Source organism: Pseudomonas sp. LAIL14HWK12:I7 (genome assembly GCF_000483465.1).
GTDB lineage: Bacteria > Pseudomonadota > Gammaproteobacteria > Pseudomonadales > Pseudomonadaceae > Aquipseudomonas > Aquipseudomonas kermanshahensis.
Window position 1 is genome coordinate 108,593 of the sequence record NZ_AXYZ01000014.1, and the last position, 13,934, is coordinate 122,526.

Annotated in this window: 18 protein-coding genes; 1 reads left to right on the plus strand and 17 read right to left on the minus strand. The window is 60.9% G+C overall.

All coding sequences use genetic code 11. The features are described 5' to 3' along the window. Window positions 1-16: 16 nt before the first annotated feature. The 15 genes from ybgF to D886_RS0114825 all read right to left on the minus strand — a co-directional run bounded on the left by ybgF (window position 17) and on the right by D886_RS0114825 (window position 11,987). Window positions 17-832 carry a tol-pal system protein YbgF gene (gene ybgF / locus D886_RS0114755; protein WP_027594661.1) on the minus strand — a complete coding sequence of 272 codons (816 nt, stop codon included), beginning with the start codon at window positions 830-832 and terminating at the stop codon, window positions 17-19. 6 nt (window positions 833-838) lie between these two features. Next, entirely contained in the window at window positions 839-1,336 is a 498-nt protein-coding gene (pal, locus tag D886_RS0114760; protein WP_008090230.1) for a peptidoglycan-associated lipoprotein Pal, read from the minus strand. 54 nt (window positions 1,337-1,390) lie between these two features. Then, the gene (gene tolB / locus D886_RS0114765) at window positions 1,391-2,662 is read right to left on the minus strand and encodes a Tol-Pal system beta propeller repeat protein TolB (RefSeq protein ID WP_033694211.1); all 1,272 of its coding nucleotides are present in this window, start codon (window positions 2,660-2,662) and stop codon (window positions 1,391-1,393) included. Window positions 2,663-2,688: 26 nt separating this feature from the next. Further along, complete coding sequence (gene tolA, locus D886_RS0114770; RefSeq protein ID WP_033694212.1) at window positions 2,689-3,813, minus strand: cell envelope integrity protein TolA; 1,125 nt, start codon at window positions 3,811-3,813, stop codon at window positions 2,689-2,691. Next, complete coding sequence (gene tolR / locus D886_RS0114775) at window positions 3,813-4,265, minus strand: protein TolR (protein ID WP_012273765.1); 453 nt, start codon at window positions 4,263-4,265, stop codon at window positions 3,813-3,815. Before tolR ends, tolA begins: the two co-directional genes overlap by 1 nt. A gap of 14 nt (window positions 4,266-4,279) precedes the next feature. Beyond that, entirely contained in the window at window positions 4,280-4,975 is a 696-nt protein-coding gene (gene tolQ, locus D886_RS0114780) for a protein TolQ (protein ID WP_008090219.1), read from the minus strand. A gap of 2 nt (window positions 4,976-4,977) precedes the next feature. Next, window positions 4,978-5,430: a tol-pal system-associated acyl-CoA thioesterase gene (gene ybgC / locus D886_RS0114785; RefSeq protein ID WP_027594664.1), complete on the minus strand. Its 453-nt coding sequence runs from the start codon at window positions 5,428-5,430 to the stop codon at window positions 4,978-4,980. 123 nt (window positions 5,431-5,553) lie between these two features. Further along, entirely contained in the window at window positions 5,554-6,600 is a 1,047-nt protein-coding gene (gene ruvB, locus D886_RS0114790; RefSeq protein WP_027594665.1) for a Holliday junction branch migration DNA helicase RuvB, read from the minus strand. Continuing rightward, window positions 6,597-7,214 (minus strand): Holliday junction branch migration protein RuvA, encoded by a 618-nt coding sequence (ruvA, locus tag D886_RS0114795; RefSeq protein ID WP_027594666.1) that lies wholly within the window; start codon window positions 7,212-7,214, stop codon window positions 6,597-6,599. The genes ruvB and ruvA overlap by 4 nt, the downstream gene beginning before the upstream one ends. A 109-nt stretch (window positions 7,215-7,323) precedes the next feature. Further along, entirely contained in the window at window positions 7,324-7,848 is a 525-nt protein-coding gene (gene ruvC / locus D886_RS0114800; protein ID WP_027594667.1) for a crossover junction endodeoxyribonuclease RuvC, read from the minus strand. A 110-nt stretch (window positions 7,849-7,958) separates the two neighbouring features. After that, window positions 7,959-8,705: a YebC/PmpR family DNA-binding transcriptional regulator gene (locus tag D886_RS0114805; RefSeq protein WP_027594668.1), complete on the minus strand. Its 747-nt coding sequence runs from the start codon at window positions 8,703-8,705 to the stop codon at window positions 7,959-7,961. Window positions 8,706-8,819: 114 nt separating this feature from the next. After that, window positions 8,820-10,595: an aspartate--tRNA ligase gene (gene aspS, locus D886_RS0114810; RefSeq protein ID WP_027594669.1), complete on the minus strand. Its 1,776-nt coding sequence runs from the start codon at window positions 10,593-10,595 to the stop codon at window positions 8,820-8,822. Between the two features lie 93 nt (window positions 10,596-10,688). Next, on the minus strand, window positions 10,689-10,910 hold the full coding sequence (locus D886_RS0114815) for an FmdB family zinc ribbon protein (RefSeq protein ID WP_027594670.1): 222 nt from the start codon (window positions 10,908-10,910) through the stop codon (window positions 10,689-10,691). A gap of 92 nt (window positions 10,911-11,002) precedes the next feature. Continuing rightward, window positions 11,003-11,332, minus strand: coding sequence for a ribbon-helix-helix domain-containing protein (locus D886_RS0114820; RefSeq protein ID WP_027594671.1), 330 nt, complete (start codon window positions 11,330-11,332; stop codon window positions 11,003-11,005). A 181-nt stretch (window positions 11,333-11,513) separates the two neighbouring features. Continuing rightward, entirely contained in the window at window positions 11,514-11,987 is a 474-nt protein-coding gene (locus D886_RS0114825) for a Dps family protein (protein ID WP_027594672.1), read from the minus strand. Between the two features lie 277 nt (window positions 11,988-12,264). On the opposite strand from D886_RS0114825, the gene D886_RS28675 reads away from it, so the two are divergent. Continuing rightward, window positions 12,265-12,858, plus strand: a complete 594-nt coding sequence (locus D886_RS28675) for a cold shock domain-containing protein (protein ID WP_027594673.1) — start codon at window positions 12,265-12,267, stop codon at window positions 12,856-12,858. 39 nt (window positions 12,859-12,897) lie between these two features. Here D886_RS28675 and D886_RS0114835 read toward each other — a convergent pair whose 3' ends face one another. Continuing rightward, complete coding sequence (locus D886_RS0114835; protein WP_027594674.1) at window positions 12,898-13,104, minus strand: SlyX family protein; 207 nt, start codon at window positions 13,102-13,104, stop codon at window positions 12,898-12,900. Window position 13,105: 1 nt separating this feature from the next. Further along, window positions 13,106-13,528: an HIT domain-containing protein gene (locus D886_RS0114840; protein ID WP_155951424.1), complete on the minus strand. Its 423-nt coding sequence runs from the start codon at window positions 13,526-13,528 to the stop codon at window positions 13,106-13,108. Between the last annotated feature and the right edge of the window lie 406 nt (window positions 13,529-13,934).

Genomic DNA, 13,934 nt, shown 5'->3' on the forward strand with positions numbered 1-13,934 from the left:
TTTTGAAAGGTGCTGCTTAGAGCTTCTGCAGGTCGCGTTGCGCCAGCTGTGCGGCAGAGGTGCCGGGGTACTGGGTGATGACCTGTTGCAGAATGCCTTTGACCTTGTCGGTATGGCCCATGCGGCGCTCGACGTCGGCCAGCTTGTACAGCGAATCAGGCACCTTGCTGTGCTTGGGGTACTTCTGGCTCACCTGAGCGAAGGCCTGGCTTGCACCCGGCAGGTCGCCCTTGGCCAGGTTCACCTCACCCAGCCAGTACTGGGCGTTGCCGGCGTACTGGCTGTTGGGGTACTTGCGCAGGAAGGCGTTGAACGCCTGGCTGGCCTTGTCGAAGTCCTTCTGCTTGATCAGGTCGAAAGCAGCGTCGTAGTAGAGCTTTTCTTTCGCCGGATCACCGGGCTCGCTGCTGGCGGCCGGTTGTTGTGCAGCAGCGCCAGCGGCGCCTGCTGCTGCACCGGCGGCGGCATTGGATGCGCCACCGGTAGCGGAATTGTCAGGGGTCGCGGCAGGCGCGGCACCACTGTTGATGCGACGGTCCAGATCCTGGTATCGCTCCAGGTTTTCCTGCTTCATGCGCGACACATCGTTTTGCAGCTCTTCGATGATGCCTTGCTGGCGGGAAAGCTGATCCTGCATCTGTTGCAGCTGCATGAACAGCTGGCCCTGTGCTGAGGCAGGGGTCGAAGCCCCTGCCCCGGCATAGGCGCCGCTCGTGCCATAACCCGCAGGTGGATACCCACCCGCGTTGTCATCTACTACAGGGACCTCAGCCCAGGCCGCGAGCGGCAGGCTGAGTGCGAGGACGGTTACAACACGGCGGCACATTCGCATAGGAACTTACTTACGCAGTTCTACGCGACGGTTCTGAGCCCAGGATTGCTCGTCGTTGCCAGTGGCAACCGGACGCTCTTCACCGTAGGAGACCAGTTCCAGCTGAGCAGGGGAAACGCCCTGCAGAACCAGGTAACGCTGAACGGCCTTGGCACGACGCTCACCCAGAGCCATGTTGTACTCGCGGGTGCCGCGCTCGTCGGTGTTGCCTTCCAGAACAACGCGGTTGCCGTTGGACTTCAGGTCCTTGGCGTGAACGTCCAGAGCGCGCATGGCTTCTGGCTTCAGGTCCGAGCTGTCGTATTCGAAGTAGAAGGTGGTGATTGCGCGCAGGGCGGCTTCTTCGCTCAGGGAGCCGTCAACAGCGCCAGTGTTGGCACCGTAGCCAGCGTTCGGGTCAACAGCGCCTTCACCAGCGTTGTCACCGCCTTTCGAGGAGCAACCTACAGCTACAGCCATGGCCAGAGCCAGCGCAGCGAATTTACCAAACTTCAGCATTTCCATCGTGAAACTCCTAATGAAACCCCAGTGTGTTAAGCAAAACGTATTACGCCGCAATCAGTTCAGGAAAGGGGACCAGGACGGTTCTCTGACTTCGCCTTGAGCGGTAGGAAGTGGGAGCCTCACGCGGCCATTAAGCGACACGAGCATCAAGACTCCCCGGCCCTGCTGGCGGGTGGCGTAGATTAGCATGGTGCCGTTTGGCGCAACAGTGGGAGACTCATCAAGACTTGTTTCCGAGAGAATCTTTACACTTCCGCGCTGCAAGTCCTGTGCCGCCACTTTGAAGTTGGTGAAGCCCTGCTGACGGTGAATCATCACCAGCGTCTTTTCGTCCGCCGAAAGTTTCGGGTTGGCGTTGTAGTTACCCACGAAAGTTACGCGCTCGGCACCACCGCCACTGACCGACTGCTTGTAGATCTGCGGCTTGCCGCCACGGTCGGAGGTGAAGTACAGGGTGTTGCCATCTTTGCCCCAGAACGGCTCGGTATTGATACCCGGGCCGGCAGTGACACGGCTGATCTGACGCGACGCCACGTTCATCACGTAGATGTCCGGGTTGCCATCTTTGGACAGCACGAACGCCAGGCGCGAACCATCCGGCGACCAGGCAGGCGCACCGTTGAGGCCTTCGAAGTTGGTGACCTGCTCACGGCGACCGGTGTCGATGTGCTGAACGAAGATGCGCGGGCGCTTCTGCTCGAACGACACATAGGCAATGCGCTTGCCATCCGGTGCAAAGCGTGGCGACAGGATCGGCTCGCGCGATTGCAGCAGGGTCACTGCGCGGGCACCGTCGTAGTCCGAACGCTGCAGGGTGTAACGGGTGTTGTTGGTAGAGAAACGCTCGGCCGTCACGTAGAGCATGCGGGTCGAGAACGCACCCTTGATGCCGGTGAGTTTTTCGAACGACTGGTCGGCGATGTAGTGCGACATGTCGCGCAACTGGTCGACGCTGCCCGCCACGCTACCGGTCAGCACTTGCTGCTCGGTAGCGACGTTGAACAGGGCGTACTGCACCTGCAGGCGGCCACCGGACGGCACGATGCTGCCGACCATGACGTACTGCGCACCCAGCGCTTTCCAGTCACGGAAGATGACTTCGCTGGCCTGGGAAGGCTGGCTGATCATGTTCTGACGCGGAATCGGCGAGTAGTAGCCGGAATTGCGCAGGTCGTTGCCGATGATCTCGGCCATGTCTTCGGGCAGCACGCTGCCACCCTGCAGACCGAACGGCACTACCGCGATGGGAGTAGCCCGGTCACTGCCACTGGTGACCAGGATGTTCTTTTCATCTGCTACCGCCATGCCTGCTACGCAGCAGAGCATGACCAGCAGTCCTCTCAGACGTTTAATCACAACGCTAGATCCTCAGGTGTAAATGTCATCTTGAACGAACGATACTGATTGAAATCGCTCGGCTTCATACCCTGCATTTCGGTCAGACGACCGATGTTCTTCACTGCTGCCACCGCCGAACTGTCGAACGGACCGTCGCCACTGGAGCGCAGAACGCTGGCATTGGTGATGGTGCCATCTGGCAACATGTTGATCTGCAGGACCACCGTCATGCCCTTACGCGCGGAAGGCGGACGCGCCCAGCCTTCGGCCGCTCGCAAACGGATCAGGTCGTCGAAACTGCCGGCCACCTGGTCGCCTTGCTCGTCAGCCAGTGCCTGCTGCCGCTCTGTGGTGTCGGACAACAGCTCGGCCAGGGCCTGAGCTTTCTTGTCTTCCGCCGACTTGCGGGCCGCTTCCTGTGCCTTTTTCTTCTGGGCGTCTGCAGCGGCCTTTTTCTTGGCCTCTTCAGCTGCCTTCTTCTTCGCGTCCTCGGCCGCCGCTTTCTTCTTGGCGTCCTCGGCTGCTTTCTTCTTGGCCTCTTCGGCTGCCTTTTTCTTGGCGTCCTCGGCGGCTTGCTTTTTCGCTTCTTCGGCGGCCTCTTTCTTGGCCTCCTCGTCGGCTTTCTTCTTGGCCTCTTCCTCAGCCTTCTTCTTGGCGATGTCGGCCTGCTGTTTCTCGGCGGCCTTCTTCGCCTCCTCGGCTTTCTTGGCTTCGGCGGCTTTCTTGGCCTCGGTGGCCTTGGCAGCCTCCTCAGCCTTCTTGGCTTCAGCGGCTTCAGCCTTCTTGGCCTCGGCGGCTTCGCGAGCCTCTTCGGCCTTTTGAGCGGCGTCGGCTTTCTTTTGTTCCGCGGCCTTCACGGCCTCTTGCTCGACCTTCTTCTGTTCCAACTGCTCGACTTCGGTCTGGCGCGAGGCGGTTTTCTTCGCTTCCCCGGCAATCTTCTGATTGGTCTGGGTAGTCGCCTGGCTCTTGGACTTCAGCTGATACAGGGTAGCCTGGACGATCGGCTTGGAAGGCGGCAGTTCAGGCGTCATGGCAAAACTGACGAACAGCATGCCGAACACCAGCACGTGCAGACCGATGGCCCAGACACTGGGCCAGAAGTAGCTTTCCGAGGCGGATGGCTCTCGCTGTTGCATCAGGGCGCCTCGGTAATCAGGCCAACGTTACCGACACCGGCCTTCTGCAACCCGCCCATGGCACCCATGACCGCGCCGTAGTCGACAGCCTTGTCGCCACGAATGAAGACCTGTGTCTGCTTGCCCTGGTCACGGCCGGCGGCAATGATCTTGGTCACTGCGTTGGTCATGTCGGGCAAGGTCATGGCCTTGTCCATCTGCTTGTCGGTATCGACTTCGCTGCCGAGGTTCCAGTAGTAGGTCTTGTCGGCCTTGATGGAAATGGTGAGGATCTGGACGTTGTTGTCCTGCGGCAAGGCTTCACTGGAAACCTTGGGCAGGTCGACCTTCACGCCCTGGTTGAGCATTGGGGCCGTCACCATGAAGATGACCAGCAGCACCAGCATCACGTCGATGTAGGGCACCACGTTCATCTCGGCGACCGGCTTGCGTTTGTGGCGAACTCGGGCCATGGGCTTCTACCTGATTACTCTTCGCTGGTGTGCACTTTGCGGTGCAGGATCGCCTGGAACTCGTCGGCGAAGGTGTAGTAACGACCGATCAGCACTTCGCTGCGCGCGGCGAAACGGTTGTACGCGATAACGGCTGGGATTGCTGCGAACAGGCCGATCGCAGTGGCGATCAACGCTTCGGCAATACCGGGGGCAACCGTGGCCAGGGTGGCTTGCTGGGCGCTGGCCAGGCCGCGGAAGGAGTTCATGATGCCCCATACGGTACCGAACAGGCCGATGTACGGGCTGGTCGAACCGACGGTGGCGAGGAACGGCAGGCTCTGCTCGAGCTTTTCTTCTTCACGCGAAATGGCCACGCGCATGGCTCGGCCAACGCCTTCCATGACCGCGTCAGGGTCTACACCCGGCTGCTGACGCAGGCGCGAGAACTCTTTGAAGCCTGCACGGAAGACCTGCTCCACCCCCGAATCCGGGTCTGGGTTGCTGCCGGCCTGACGGTACAGCTTGGACAGGTCGATACCCGACCAGAAACGCTCCTCGAAGGCATCCAGCGCTCGACGACCGGCGCGCAGCATGGTGCTGCGCTGGAAGATCATGATCCATGAGGTGACCGAGGCGGCCACAAGGATCAGCATTACCAGCTGTACCACCACGCTGGCATTGCTGACCAGACTCCACATGGAGGTATGGTCGACGACGTTAGCTTCCACGCTTATTCTCCTGCATTCGATTGAGTACCCGAGCCGTCCGCCATAAAGGCGTCGCGCAGCTTGGGGGGTATGGCTCGGGGTTTGAAAGTGTCGGCGCGCACGGCGGCCACCAGGAACTGCCCCTCGCAGAGCAGCGTTTCATCCTTTTCCCGCCAGACCTGCTGCACGAAGCGCAGGCTGGCACGATTGAGTTCAAGTACTTGCGCGGTCACCCGCAGTTCATCGTCCAACCGCGCCGGCGCGTGGTAGCGCGCCTCGCTGGAATGGACCACGAAGAGCAGGTTCTCCCCGGCCAACTGCAACTGGGAAAAGCCCAGGTGCCGCAGCCGCTCGGTACGCGCGCGCTCCATGAATTTCAGGTAGTTGACGTAATACACCACGCCGCCCGCATCGGTGTCTTCGTAGTAGACGCGACAACGGTGGGCGAACGGTTCGAGCTGATTTTGCGCGCGCATACTCTAGTGCTTACTCCTCAGCTTGCCAATCCGCTGCGGCAACTGTTTTTCTCATTAATGTCTTATTGCCAGCGCGCCGAGGGCATGCCAGCGGTAGGACCACAAAAAGCCGGTTTTGATCTGTCATTCATCGCCTGGCTCGGAAAAATCACCACCCTCCCCCAAACGCCCGGGAACATTCAGGCCAAAGTGCAGGTAGGCATGCCGGGTGACCACACGGCCGCGCGGCGTACGCATGATGTAACCCTGCTGGATCAGGTAGGGTTCAAGCACGTCTTCGATGGTATGACGCTCTTCACTGATGGCGGCGGCGAGGTTGTCTACCCCCACCGGGCCACCGTCGAACTTCTCGATCATGGTCAACAGCAGGCGGCGGTCGGAATGGTCGAAACCACGCTCGTCGACGTCCAGCAGGTTCAGCGCCAGGTCGGCCACAGCCTTGGTGATCTGGCCCTTGCCGCGCACTTCGGCATAATCGCGCACACGGCGCAGCAGGCGGTTGGCGATACGCGGCGTGCCACGGGCACGGCGGGCAATCTCGAAGGCGCCCTGGTCTTCGATGACCAGGCCCAGGATGCCAGCGGAGCGGCTGACGATGGTTGCCAGGTCCTTGTCGCTGTAAAACTCCAGGCGCTGGACGATACCGAAGCGGTCACGCAAAGGGTTGGTCAGCATGCCGGCGCGGGTGGTGGCACCCACCAAGGTGAACGGCGGCAAGTCGAGCTTGATCGAGCGGGCGGCGGGCCCTTCGCCGATCATGATGTCGAGCTGGAAGTCTTCCATCGCGGGGTAGAGCACTTCTTCGACCACCGGTGAAAGCCGGTGAATTTCGTCGATGAACAGCACATCATGGGGTTCGAGGTTGGTCAGCATCGCCGCCAGGTCACCCGGGCGCTCGAGGATCGGCCCCGAGGTGCTCTTGACCGAAACGCCCATCTCGTGGGCGATGATGTTGGCCAAGGTGGTCTTGCCCAACCCGGGCGGGCCAAAGATCAAGGTATGGTCGAGTGATTCGCTGCGACCACGAGCCGCCTGGATGAACAGCGACATCTGCTCACGCACCACCGGCTGCCCGATGTATTCGTCCAGGCGCAGGGGGCGGATCGCGCGGTCCTGGACCTCTTCGCGGTCACGCCCACTGGCGGCGATCAGACGGTCGGCTTCGATCACTTGGTAATCATCCCTTTAAGGCTGGCGCGGATCAGCTCTTCACTGCTCAGGCCTGCCTTGTCCTTGATGGCGGACACTGCCTTGCTGGCTTCCTGCGGCTTGTAGCCCAGGGAAACCAGCGCACTGACGGCATCGGCCTCGGCCGTGGAGGCACTGCTGACCGGCACCGGCCCGTCGGACACCAGGGTGAACATGGCCGGTGAAGTTTCCCAGGCCTTGAAGCGGTCCTTGAGTTCGACCAGCAAACGCTCGGCGGTCTTCTTGCCGACACCGGGTACGCGCACCAGGGCCGAGGTGTCCTGGGCCTGCACGCAGCGCACCAGCTCGTCGGCTTCCAGGCCCGACATCAAGGCCAGCGCCAGCTTCGGCCCAACGCCATTGAGGCGAATGAGCTCGCGGAACAGTTCGCGCTCGCGCTTTTCGTGGAACCCGTACAGCAGGTGCGCGTCTTCGCGCACCACCAGGTGGGTATGCACGGTTACCGTTTCGCCGACCTTGGGCAGGCGATACAGGGTGGTCATGGGCACTTCCAGCTCATAGCCCACGCCATTGACGTCGATAATCAGGTGTGGCGGTTGCTTTTCCGCCAGGGTGCCGCGCAAACGTCCAATCACGTTCCGATCCTTCCTCTTGGGGAGCCGATCAAAGACCGCTCAACCCTATCAGCAAATGCCTCAGGTGAACGCTTCACCTGAACAAAATGTGTATCACCGCATGAAGCGACTACAGACGCAAGCGCCCGCCGCGACGCCGTGCCGTGGCCAGGCCGTGCGGTACCAGACTGGAACGGGTGTGGGCATGACACAGGGCGATGGCCAGGGCGTCGGAGGCGTCGATCTGCGGCTTCTTCGTAAGCTTGAGCAGGTGCATGACCATCATCATCACTTGCTCCTTGTTGGCCCCACCCGTACCCGCCACGGCCTGCTTGACCTGGGTGGCACTGTACTCGGCGATTTCCAGGCCGGCCTCGGCGGCGGCGACGATTGCCGCACCGCGGGCCTGGCCGAGTTTGAGCGCCGAGTCGGGGTTGCGGGCCATGAACACCCGTTCGATGCCCATGGTCACAGGCTCGTGCAGCTTGATGATCTCACTGACACCGCGAAAGACAATCTGCAGACGTTCGTGCAACTCACCACTGCCCGTGCGGATACAACCCGACGCCACGTACTCGCAACCACGGGCAGTCTGGCGCACAACGCCATACCCGGTGATGCGCGAGCCGGGGTCGATACCAAGAATCAGAGTCATAAAGCCTGTCGTGTAGGGAGATGCTTGAAAGCCTGAGCTCGATTCAAGGCCATTGGGGCCGCTGCGCGACCCATCGCAGCGGCCCCAATTACAGCCTTGTAGGCGACACCTTAGCCGAGTTTTTCCATGATCTCGTCGGAAATCTGCGCATTGGAATAGACGTTCTGCACATCATCCAGGTCCTCAAGCATGTCGATCAGCTTGATCACCTTCTCCGCACCTTCCTGATCCAGTTCGGCACTGGTGGTCGGCTGCATGACGATTTCAGCGTCATCGGCCTTGAAGCCAGCCTCTTCCAGGGCATTACGCACGGCATAGAAGCTGTTGAACGAGGTGAAGACGTCGAACGAACCATCGTCATTGGCGACGACGTCGTCGGCATCGGCCTCCATCGCGGCTTCCATCAAGGCGTCTTCATCAACGCCCGGCGCGAAGCTGATCTGGCCCTTGCGCTCGAACAGGTAGGCCACCGAACCGTCGGTACCGAGGTTGCCGCCACACTTGGTGAAGGCATGACGCACGGCAGCCGCGGTACGGTTGCGGTTGTCGGTCATGGCCTCGACCATGATCGCCACGCCACCTGGGCCGTAGCCCTCGTAGCTGAGCTCTTCGACGTTGTCGCTTTCGTTGGTGCCAGCACCACGGGCCACGGCACGGTCGATGATATCGCGGCTCATGTTGGCGCCGAGCGCCTTGTCCAGGGCCAGGCGCAGACGCGGGTTGGACGCCGGGTCACCACCGCCTTGCTTGGCGGCAACGGTCAGCTCGCGAATCCACTTGGTGAAGATCTTGCCTCTCTTGGCATCCTGGCGCTCTTTGCGGTGCTTGATGTTCGCCCACTTGGAATGACCAGCCATAACGACTCCAAATTCTTTGAAACACAAACAATTGCGCCCCTGACGGGGCGCAACGACAAAAATACCTGCGCCGTAACGCAAAGGCGCATCCATCTGGATGCGCCCGGGGCCCGCTTACTCGACCTTGGTCTGTTCGCGCAGGCGGATGTGCAGCTCGCGCAAGGCCTTGGCGTCGACCATGCCTGGGGCTTGGGTCATGACGCAGGCAGCGCTCTGGGTTTTCGGGAAGGCGATCACTTCACGGATCGACTGGGCGCCGGTCATCAGCATGACCAGGCGGTCCAGGCCGAAGGCCAGGCCACCGTGAGGCGGTGCACCAAACTTCAGGGCGTCGAGCAGGAAGCCGAACTTCTCTTCCTGTTCCGCCGCTTCGATACCCAGCAGACGGAACACCGCCTGCTGCATCTCTTTGCGGTGGATACGGATCGAACCGCCACCCAGCTCAGTACCGTTCAGGACCATGTCGTAGGCACGGGACAGGGCTGTGGCCGGGTTGGCCTCGAGCTCTTCTGGCGAGCACTTCGGCGCAGTGAACGGGTGGTGCAGCGCGGTGAAGCTGCCGTCTTCGTTCTCTTCGAACATCGGGAAGTCGACGACCCACATCGGTGCCCACTCGCAGGTGTGCAGGTTGAAGTCGTTGCCGACCTTGATGCGCAGTGCGCCCAGGGCCTCGCTGACGATCTTGAACTTGTCGGCACCGAAGAAGACGATGTCGCCATCGACCGCGCCAACGCGATCGAGGATCACGTTCAGGTTAGCCTCAGGGATGTTCTTGACGATCGGCGACTGCAGGCCTTCAACACCTTTGGCGCGCTCGTTGACCTTGATGTACGCCAGGCCTTTGGCACCGTAGATGCCGACGAACTTGGTGTACTCGTCGATCTTGCTGCGCGGCATGCTGGCGGCGCCTGGCACGCGCAGGGCGGTAACACGGCACTTCGGATCGTTGGCCGGGCCGGCGAATACCTTGAAGTCGACATCCTTCAGCTGGTCGGCAACGTCGACCAGCTCCAGCGGGTTACGCAGGTCTGGCTTGTCGGAACCGTAACGGCGCATGGCTTCTTCGAAGGTCATGTGCGGGAATTCACCGAACTCCAGGTCCAGGACTTCCTTGAACAGCTTGCGAATCATGCTCTCGGTGAGGCCCATGATCTCGGACTCATCGAGGAAGCTGGTCTCGATGTCGATCTGGGTGAATTCCGGCTGGCGGTCAGCACGCAGGTCTTCGTCACGGAAGCACTTGGCGATCTGGTAGTAGCGGTCGAAACCGGCCACCATCAGCAGCTGCTTGAACAGCTGAGGCGACTGCGGCAGGGCGAAGAAGCTGCCTGCGTGGGTACGGCTCGGTACCAGGTAGTCGCGCGCGCCTTCTGGCGTGGCACGGGTGAGGATCGGCGTCTCGACGTCGAGGAAGCCGTTCTCGTCGAGGAAGCGACGGATGCTGCTGGTGATGCGCGAACGCAGGCGCAGCTTGTCGGCCATTTCCGGGCGACGCAGGTCGATGAAGCGGTAGCGCAGGCGGGTTTCCTCGCCAACGTCGGAGTATTCGTTGAGCGGGAACGGCGGGGTTTCCGCTTCGTTGAGCACGGTCAGCTGGTAGCCAAGGATCTCGATGGCACCGGAGGCCATGTTGGCATTCACCGCACCGTCTGGGCGCTTGCGAACCTTGCCAGTGACTTGCACGACGTATTCGCTGCGCACACGGTCGGCGGCGGCGAAGGTTTCGGCGCGATCGGGGTCGAATACGACCTGGGCCATGCCCTCGCGGTCACGGATGTCGAGGAAGATCACCCCGCCGTGGTCGCGGCGACGATGGACCCAGCCGCAAAGGGTGACTTCCTGGCCGTCCAGGCTCTCGTTCAGTTGGCCGCAATAATGGCTGCGCATCATGATGGTGGTTTCGCTTCTCGTGATTCGTGTATTCGGTGGAGGCCTTGGCCGCCCAGAGGGCTAATACTGCAAGACCCGGTCACAGCATTCAACTCAGTCGGCTTTGTCGCCGCCTGCAAGGTTCTTTTTTGCCCCGGTCTTGAAGTCGGTTTCGTACCAGCCGGTGCCGCTCAGGCGAAAGCCGGGTACCGACAACAGCTTCTTCAGTGCCGGCGCCTGACAGGCCGGGCAATCGGTCAGCGGCGCAGCGCTGATCTTCTGCAGCACTTCCATGCGGTGCTCGCAGGACGCACATTGATAGTCATAAAGGGGCATGGGTGTCTCTCGTCAACCATAACACTGGCTGCCGGGGCAGCAAAAAGCGGGATTATATATGGTTAGCAAGCACTGCGCAGCCCGCCTGGCGATCAGCGTGCACTCGGCGGATCGAGCAACCAGGCGACGCAGATGACGCGGATCAGGCCACTGAAGTTGCGCACCCCGCCCTGGCGCAGATGCACCTCGCGGTCCACGTAGGACAACACCGCGCTGACCGAGCAGCGGTTGGCCTCGGCGATACGCTCCAGGATCCCCCAGTAGACCGCTTCCAGGCGCAGGCAGGTGGAAAACCCGTTGAGCCGGACCGAACGCGACACCGGCCTGATCTGCAGCATGTCGAAGTCGGCCTTGAAGGGGTCGACGCATTGCTTGCCCGGCCAACGCCCCTGACCACCGCCTCGCTTGTCTTGTTGCATCATGCCTATCATCCGGCCACTCCATCGCGACTGCCATTGCCCCTGTACCCGGGGCCCTAGGGCAACCATGAAGCGCCAGCCTGCGCCTTCGAAGCAGCGGCAAAACCTTCCCGCATAAACGCAAAAAGCCCGGCTGCACTGCCGGCAGCCGGGCTTTTCAGACGTTTCTGACGCTACGCGGCGACTATTGGCCGTCCAGCAAGACGCGCAGCATCCAGGCGGTCTTCTCGTGCACCTGCATACGCTGAGTCAACAGGTCGGCGGTCGGTTCATCGCTGACCTTGTCCACCACCGGGAAAATGCTGCGCGCGGTGCGCACGACCGCCTCCTGGCCCTGCACCAGCTGACGTATCATCTCCTCCGCGGCCGGCACGCCCTCCTCTTCCTTGATCGAAGAATGCCGCGCATAAAAAGCATAGGACCCCGGTGCCGGGAAGCCCAAGGCACGGATCCGCTCGGCAATCGAGTCCACCGCCAGCGCCAGCTCGTTGTATTGCTCTTCGAACATCAGGTGCAGGGTACGGAACGACGGACCAGTGACGTTCCAGTGAAAGTTATGGGTTTTCAGATACAGCACGTAGGTATCCGACAACAGGCGGGACAGCCCATCGACGATAGACTTGCGATCTTCTTCACTGATACCGATATCAATTGCCATGAAGTTCCCCTTTCCATAAGGCTTGATGATCAAGCGGGCCCTTCCAACTGTATCAACACTTGGCGCAACCCGCCTGTGACATGGCGCAACACATCGGCTGTGGCGGCCTGCGGTTTGAGTAGCCTGCGCCTTTGCTGTTAAATAGGCAGGGTGCCACCCGTGCGGACTGTTATTGCCGGGTGCATAGGCTGGCCCACCACGTGTTCGCGCTTTACACCTCATGCGCACCGTGTCGCCAGCTCTTCCTGTGATCAGCTTGTCAACTGTGAGCCAACCCATGTTCAAGATCGTCCATCTGGTGACGGGCGTAGCGGCTTTGCTGCTATCGCTCATACCCAGCCTGAAAACCGACGCAACACCCTTCCTGCAGCAACCCGACGCGGTCTACCTGGCACTGCTCGGCCTGCTTAACCTGGTATTGGCCCCGGTCGTGCCGCTGTATTACCGAGGTGCCCGGCAACAATTGCAGCACCTGGCTTGCGCCTTGCTGGTGGTGGCCGTGGTATTGCAGACCCTGACGCTGCTGGCTCGCCCCGAAATGGGCAACCTGGCCGCCCTGGTCTGCGCGGCCTTGGCCGTGGTGCTGCACCTGGCTGCGGGCTTCGCCCGAGCCAACCGAAAAGCCCGCACCAGCCAAAGCGCCCCCTTGGAGGCCGGCAACCGCGATACGGGCACCGTCAAGTGGTTCAACACGTCCAAAGGCTTTGGCTTCATTTCCCGCGATTCGGGCGATGACATCTTTGTGCACTTCCGCGCCATCCGCGGCGAAGGCCACCGCATTCTGGTCGAAGGCCAACGCGTCGAGTTTTCGGTCATGCACCGTGACAAAGGCCTGCAGGCCGAAGATGTGGTCGCGGTAACCCGTCGCTGACCGTGTGCAGCCCTGGTGCAAGGCCAGGGCTGCCTCAACTCAATAATGAGGGGGCGGCGCCTCTTCACCTTCGCTGCCGTATTGCCCCACCATTTCTTCGTAACGCTTGAGCAGCTCGGCCATCTGCAGTTGCAGGCGCTCGATCACACGCCCTTGCTCGACCACTACATCATTGAGCGCCTGAAGCGTGTCGTCCTGGAAGGCCTGGCGGGTTTCCAGCTCGATGATTCGCGATTCAGAGGACACTTCAGGCCACCTGCTGGTAGTCATCGTTGAGCAGCGCGCGCAGGCGCTGACCAATGGCATCGACTTGCCCCGGCGCATACTCGACGGCGGGCACTTTGCCCCATACCGGCGCTGGCCAAGCGGCGTCATGCGTGTGACGGACAATGACGTGCATGTGCATCTGGCTGACAACGTTACCCAGGGTGGCAACGTTCATCTTGTCAGCGTTGAATTCGCCCTTCAGCGCTTCAGCCAGGTACGTGGTTTCTTTCCACAGTTGCGCCTGGTCTTCCTGGCTCAAGTCGAACAATTCGCTCACTCCAGGGCGACGCGGCACCAGGATGAACCAAGGGTAATTGGCGTCTTTGCTGAGCAACACACGGCACAACGGAAAGTCTCCAAGTACATAGGTGTCTTGCTGCAAACGCGAATCCATCTCAACCACCACCAACCTCCAATACTCGATAACGGGCCCGCGAGACACGGGAACATTGCGCAAGGATACCTTGCTTCGCGCACGCCGGCATGCAACAGCAGCCCGACACTGCACACTTTAAGTTCATGAATACCTGCTGCCTGCACAGTCGCGGTAACACACCGCTACTTTTCGCACCAAAATGAGGCCGCAAACGAGCACACCACTACGCTTTTACCCACACGAATGACTCCGCATGAACAGTTGCCGGTAACACATTGACTTTTATGGCAGGTTTTGAATTTGAAAACCGCCAGAGTTGTGGCACACCATCAGACAAGTCCCGCCCCGTGTTTACGGTACTTTCCGACCTTCGGCAGCCTCATTTGTGAAAATTTCATGAACCGGTGGTAATTTTGAGCACGCTTGTTGCATT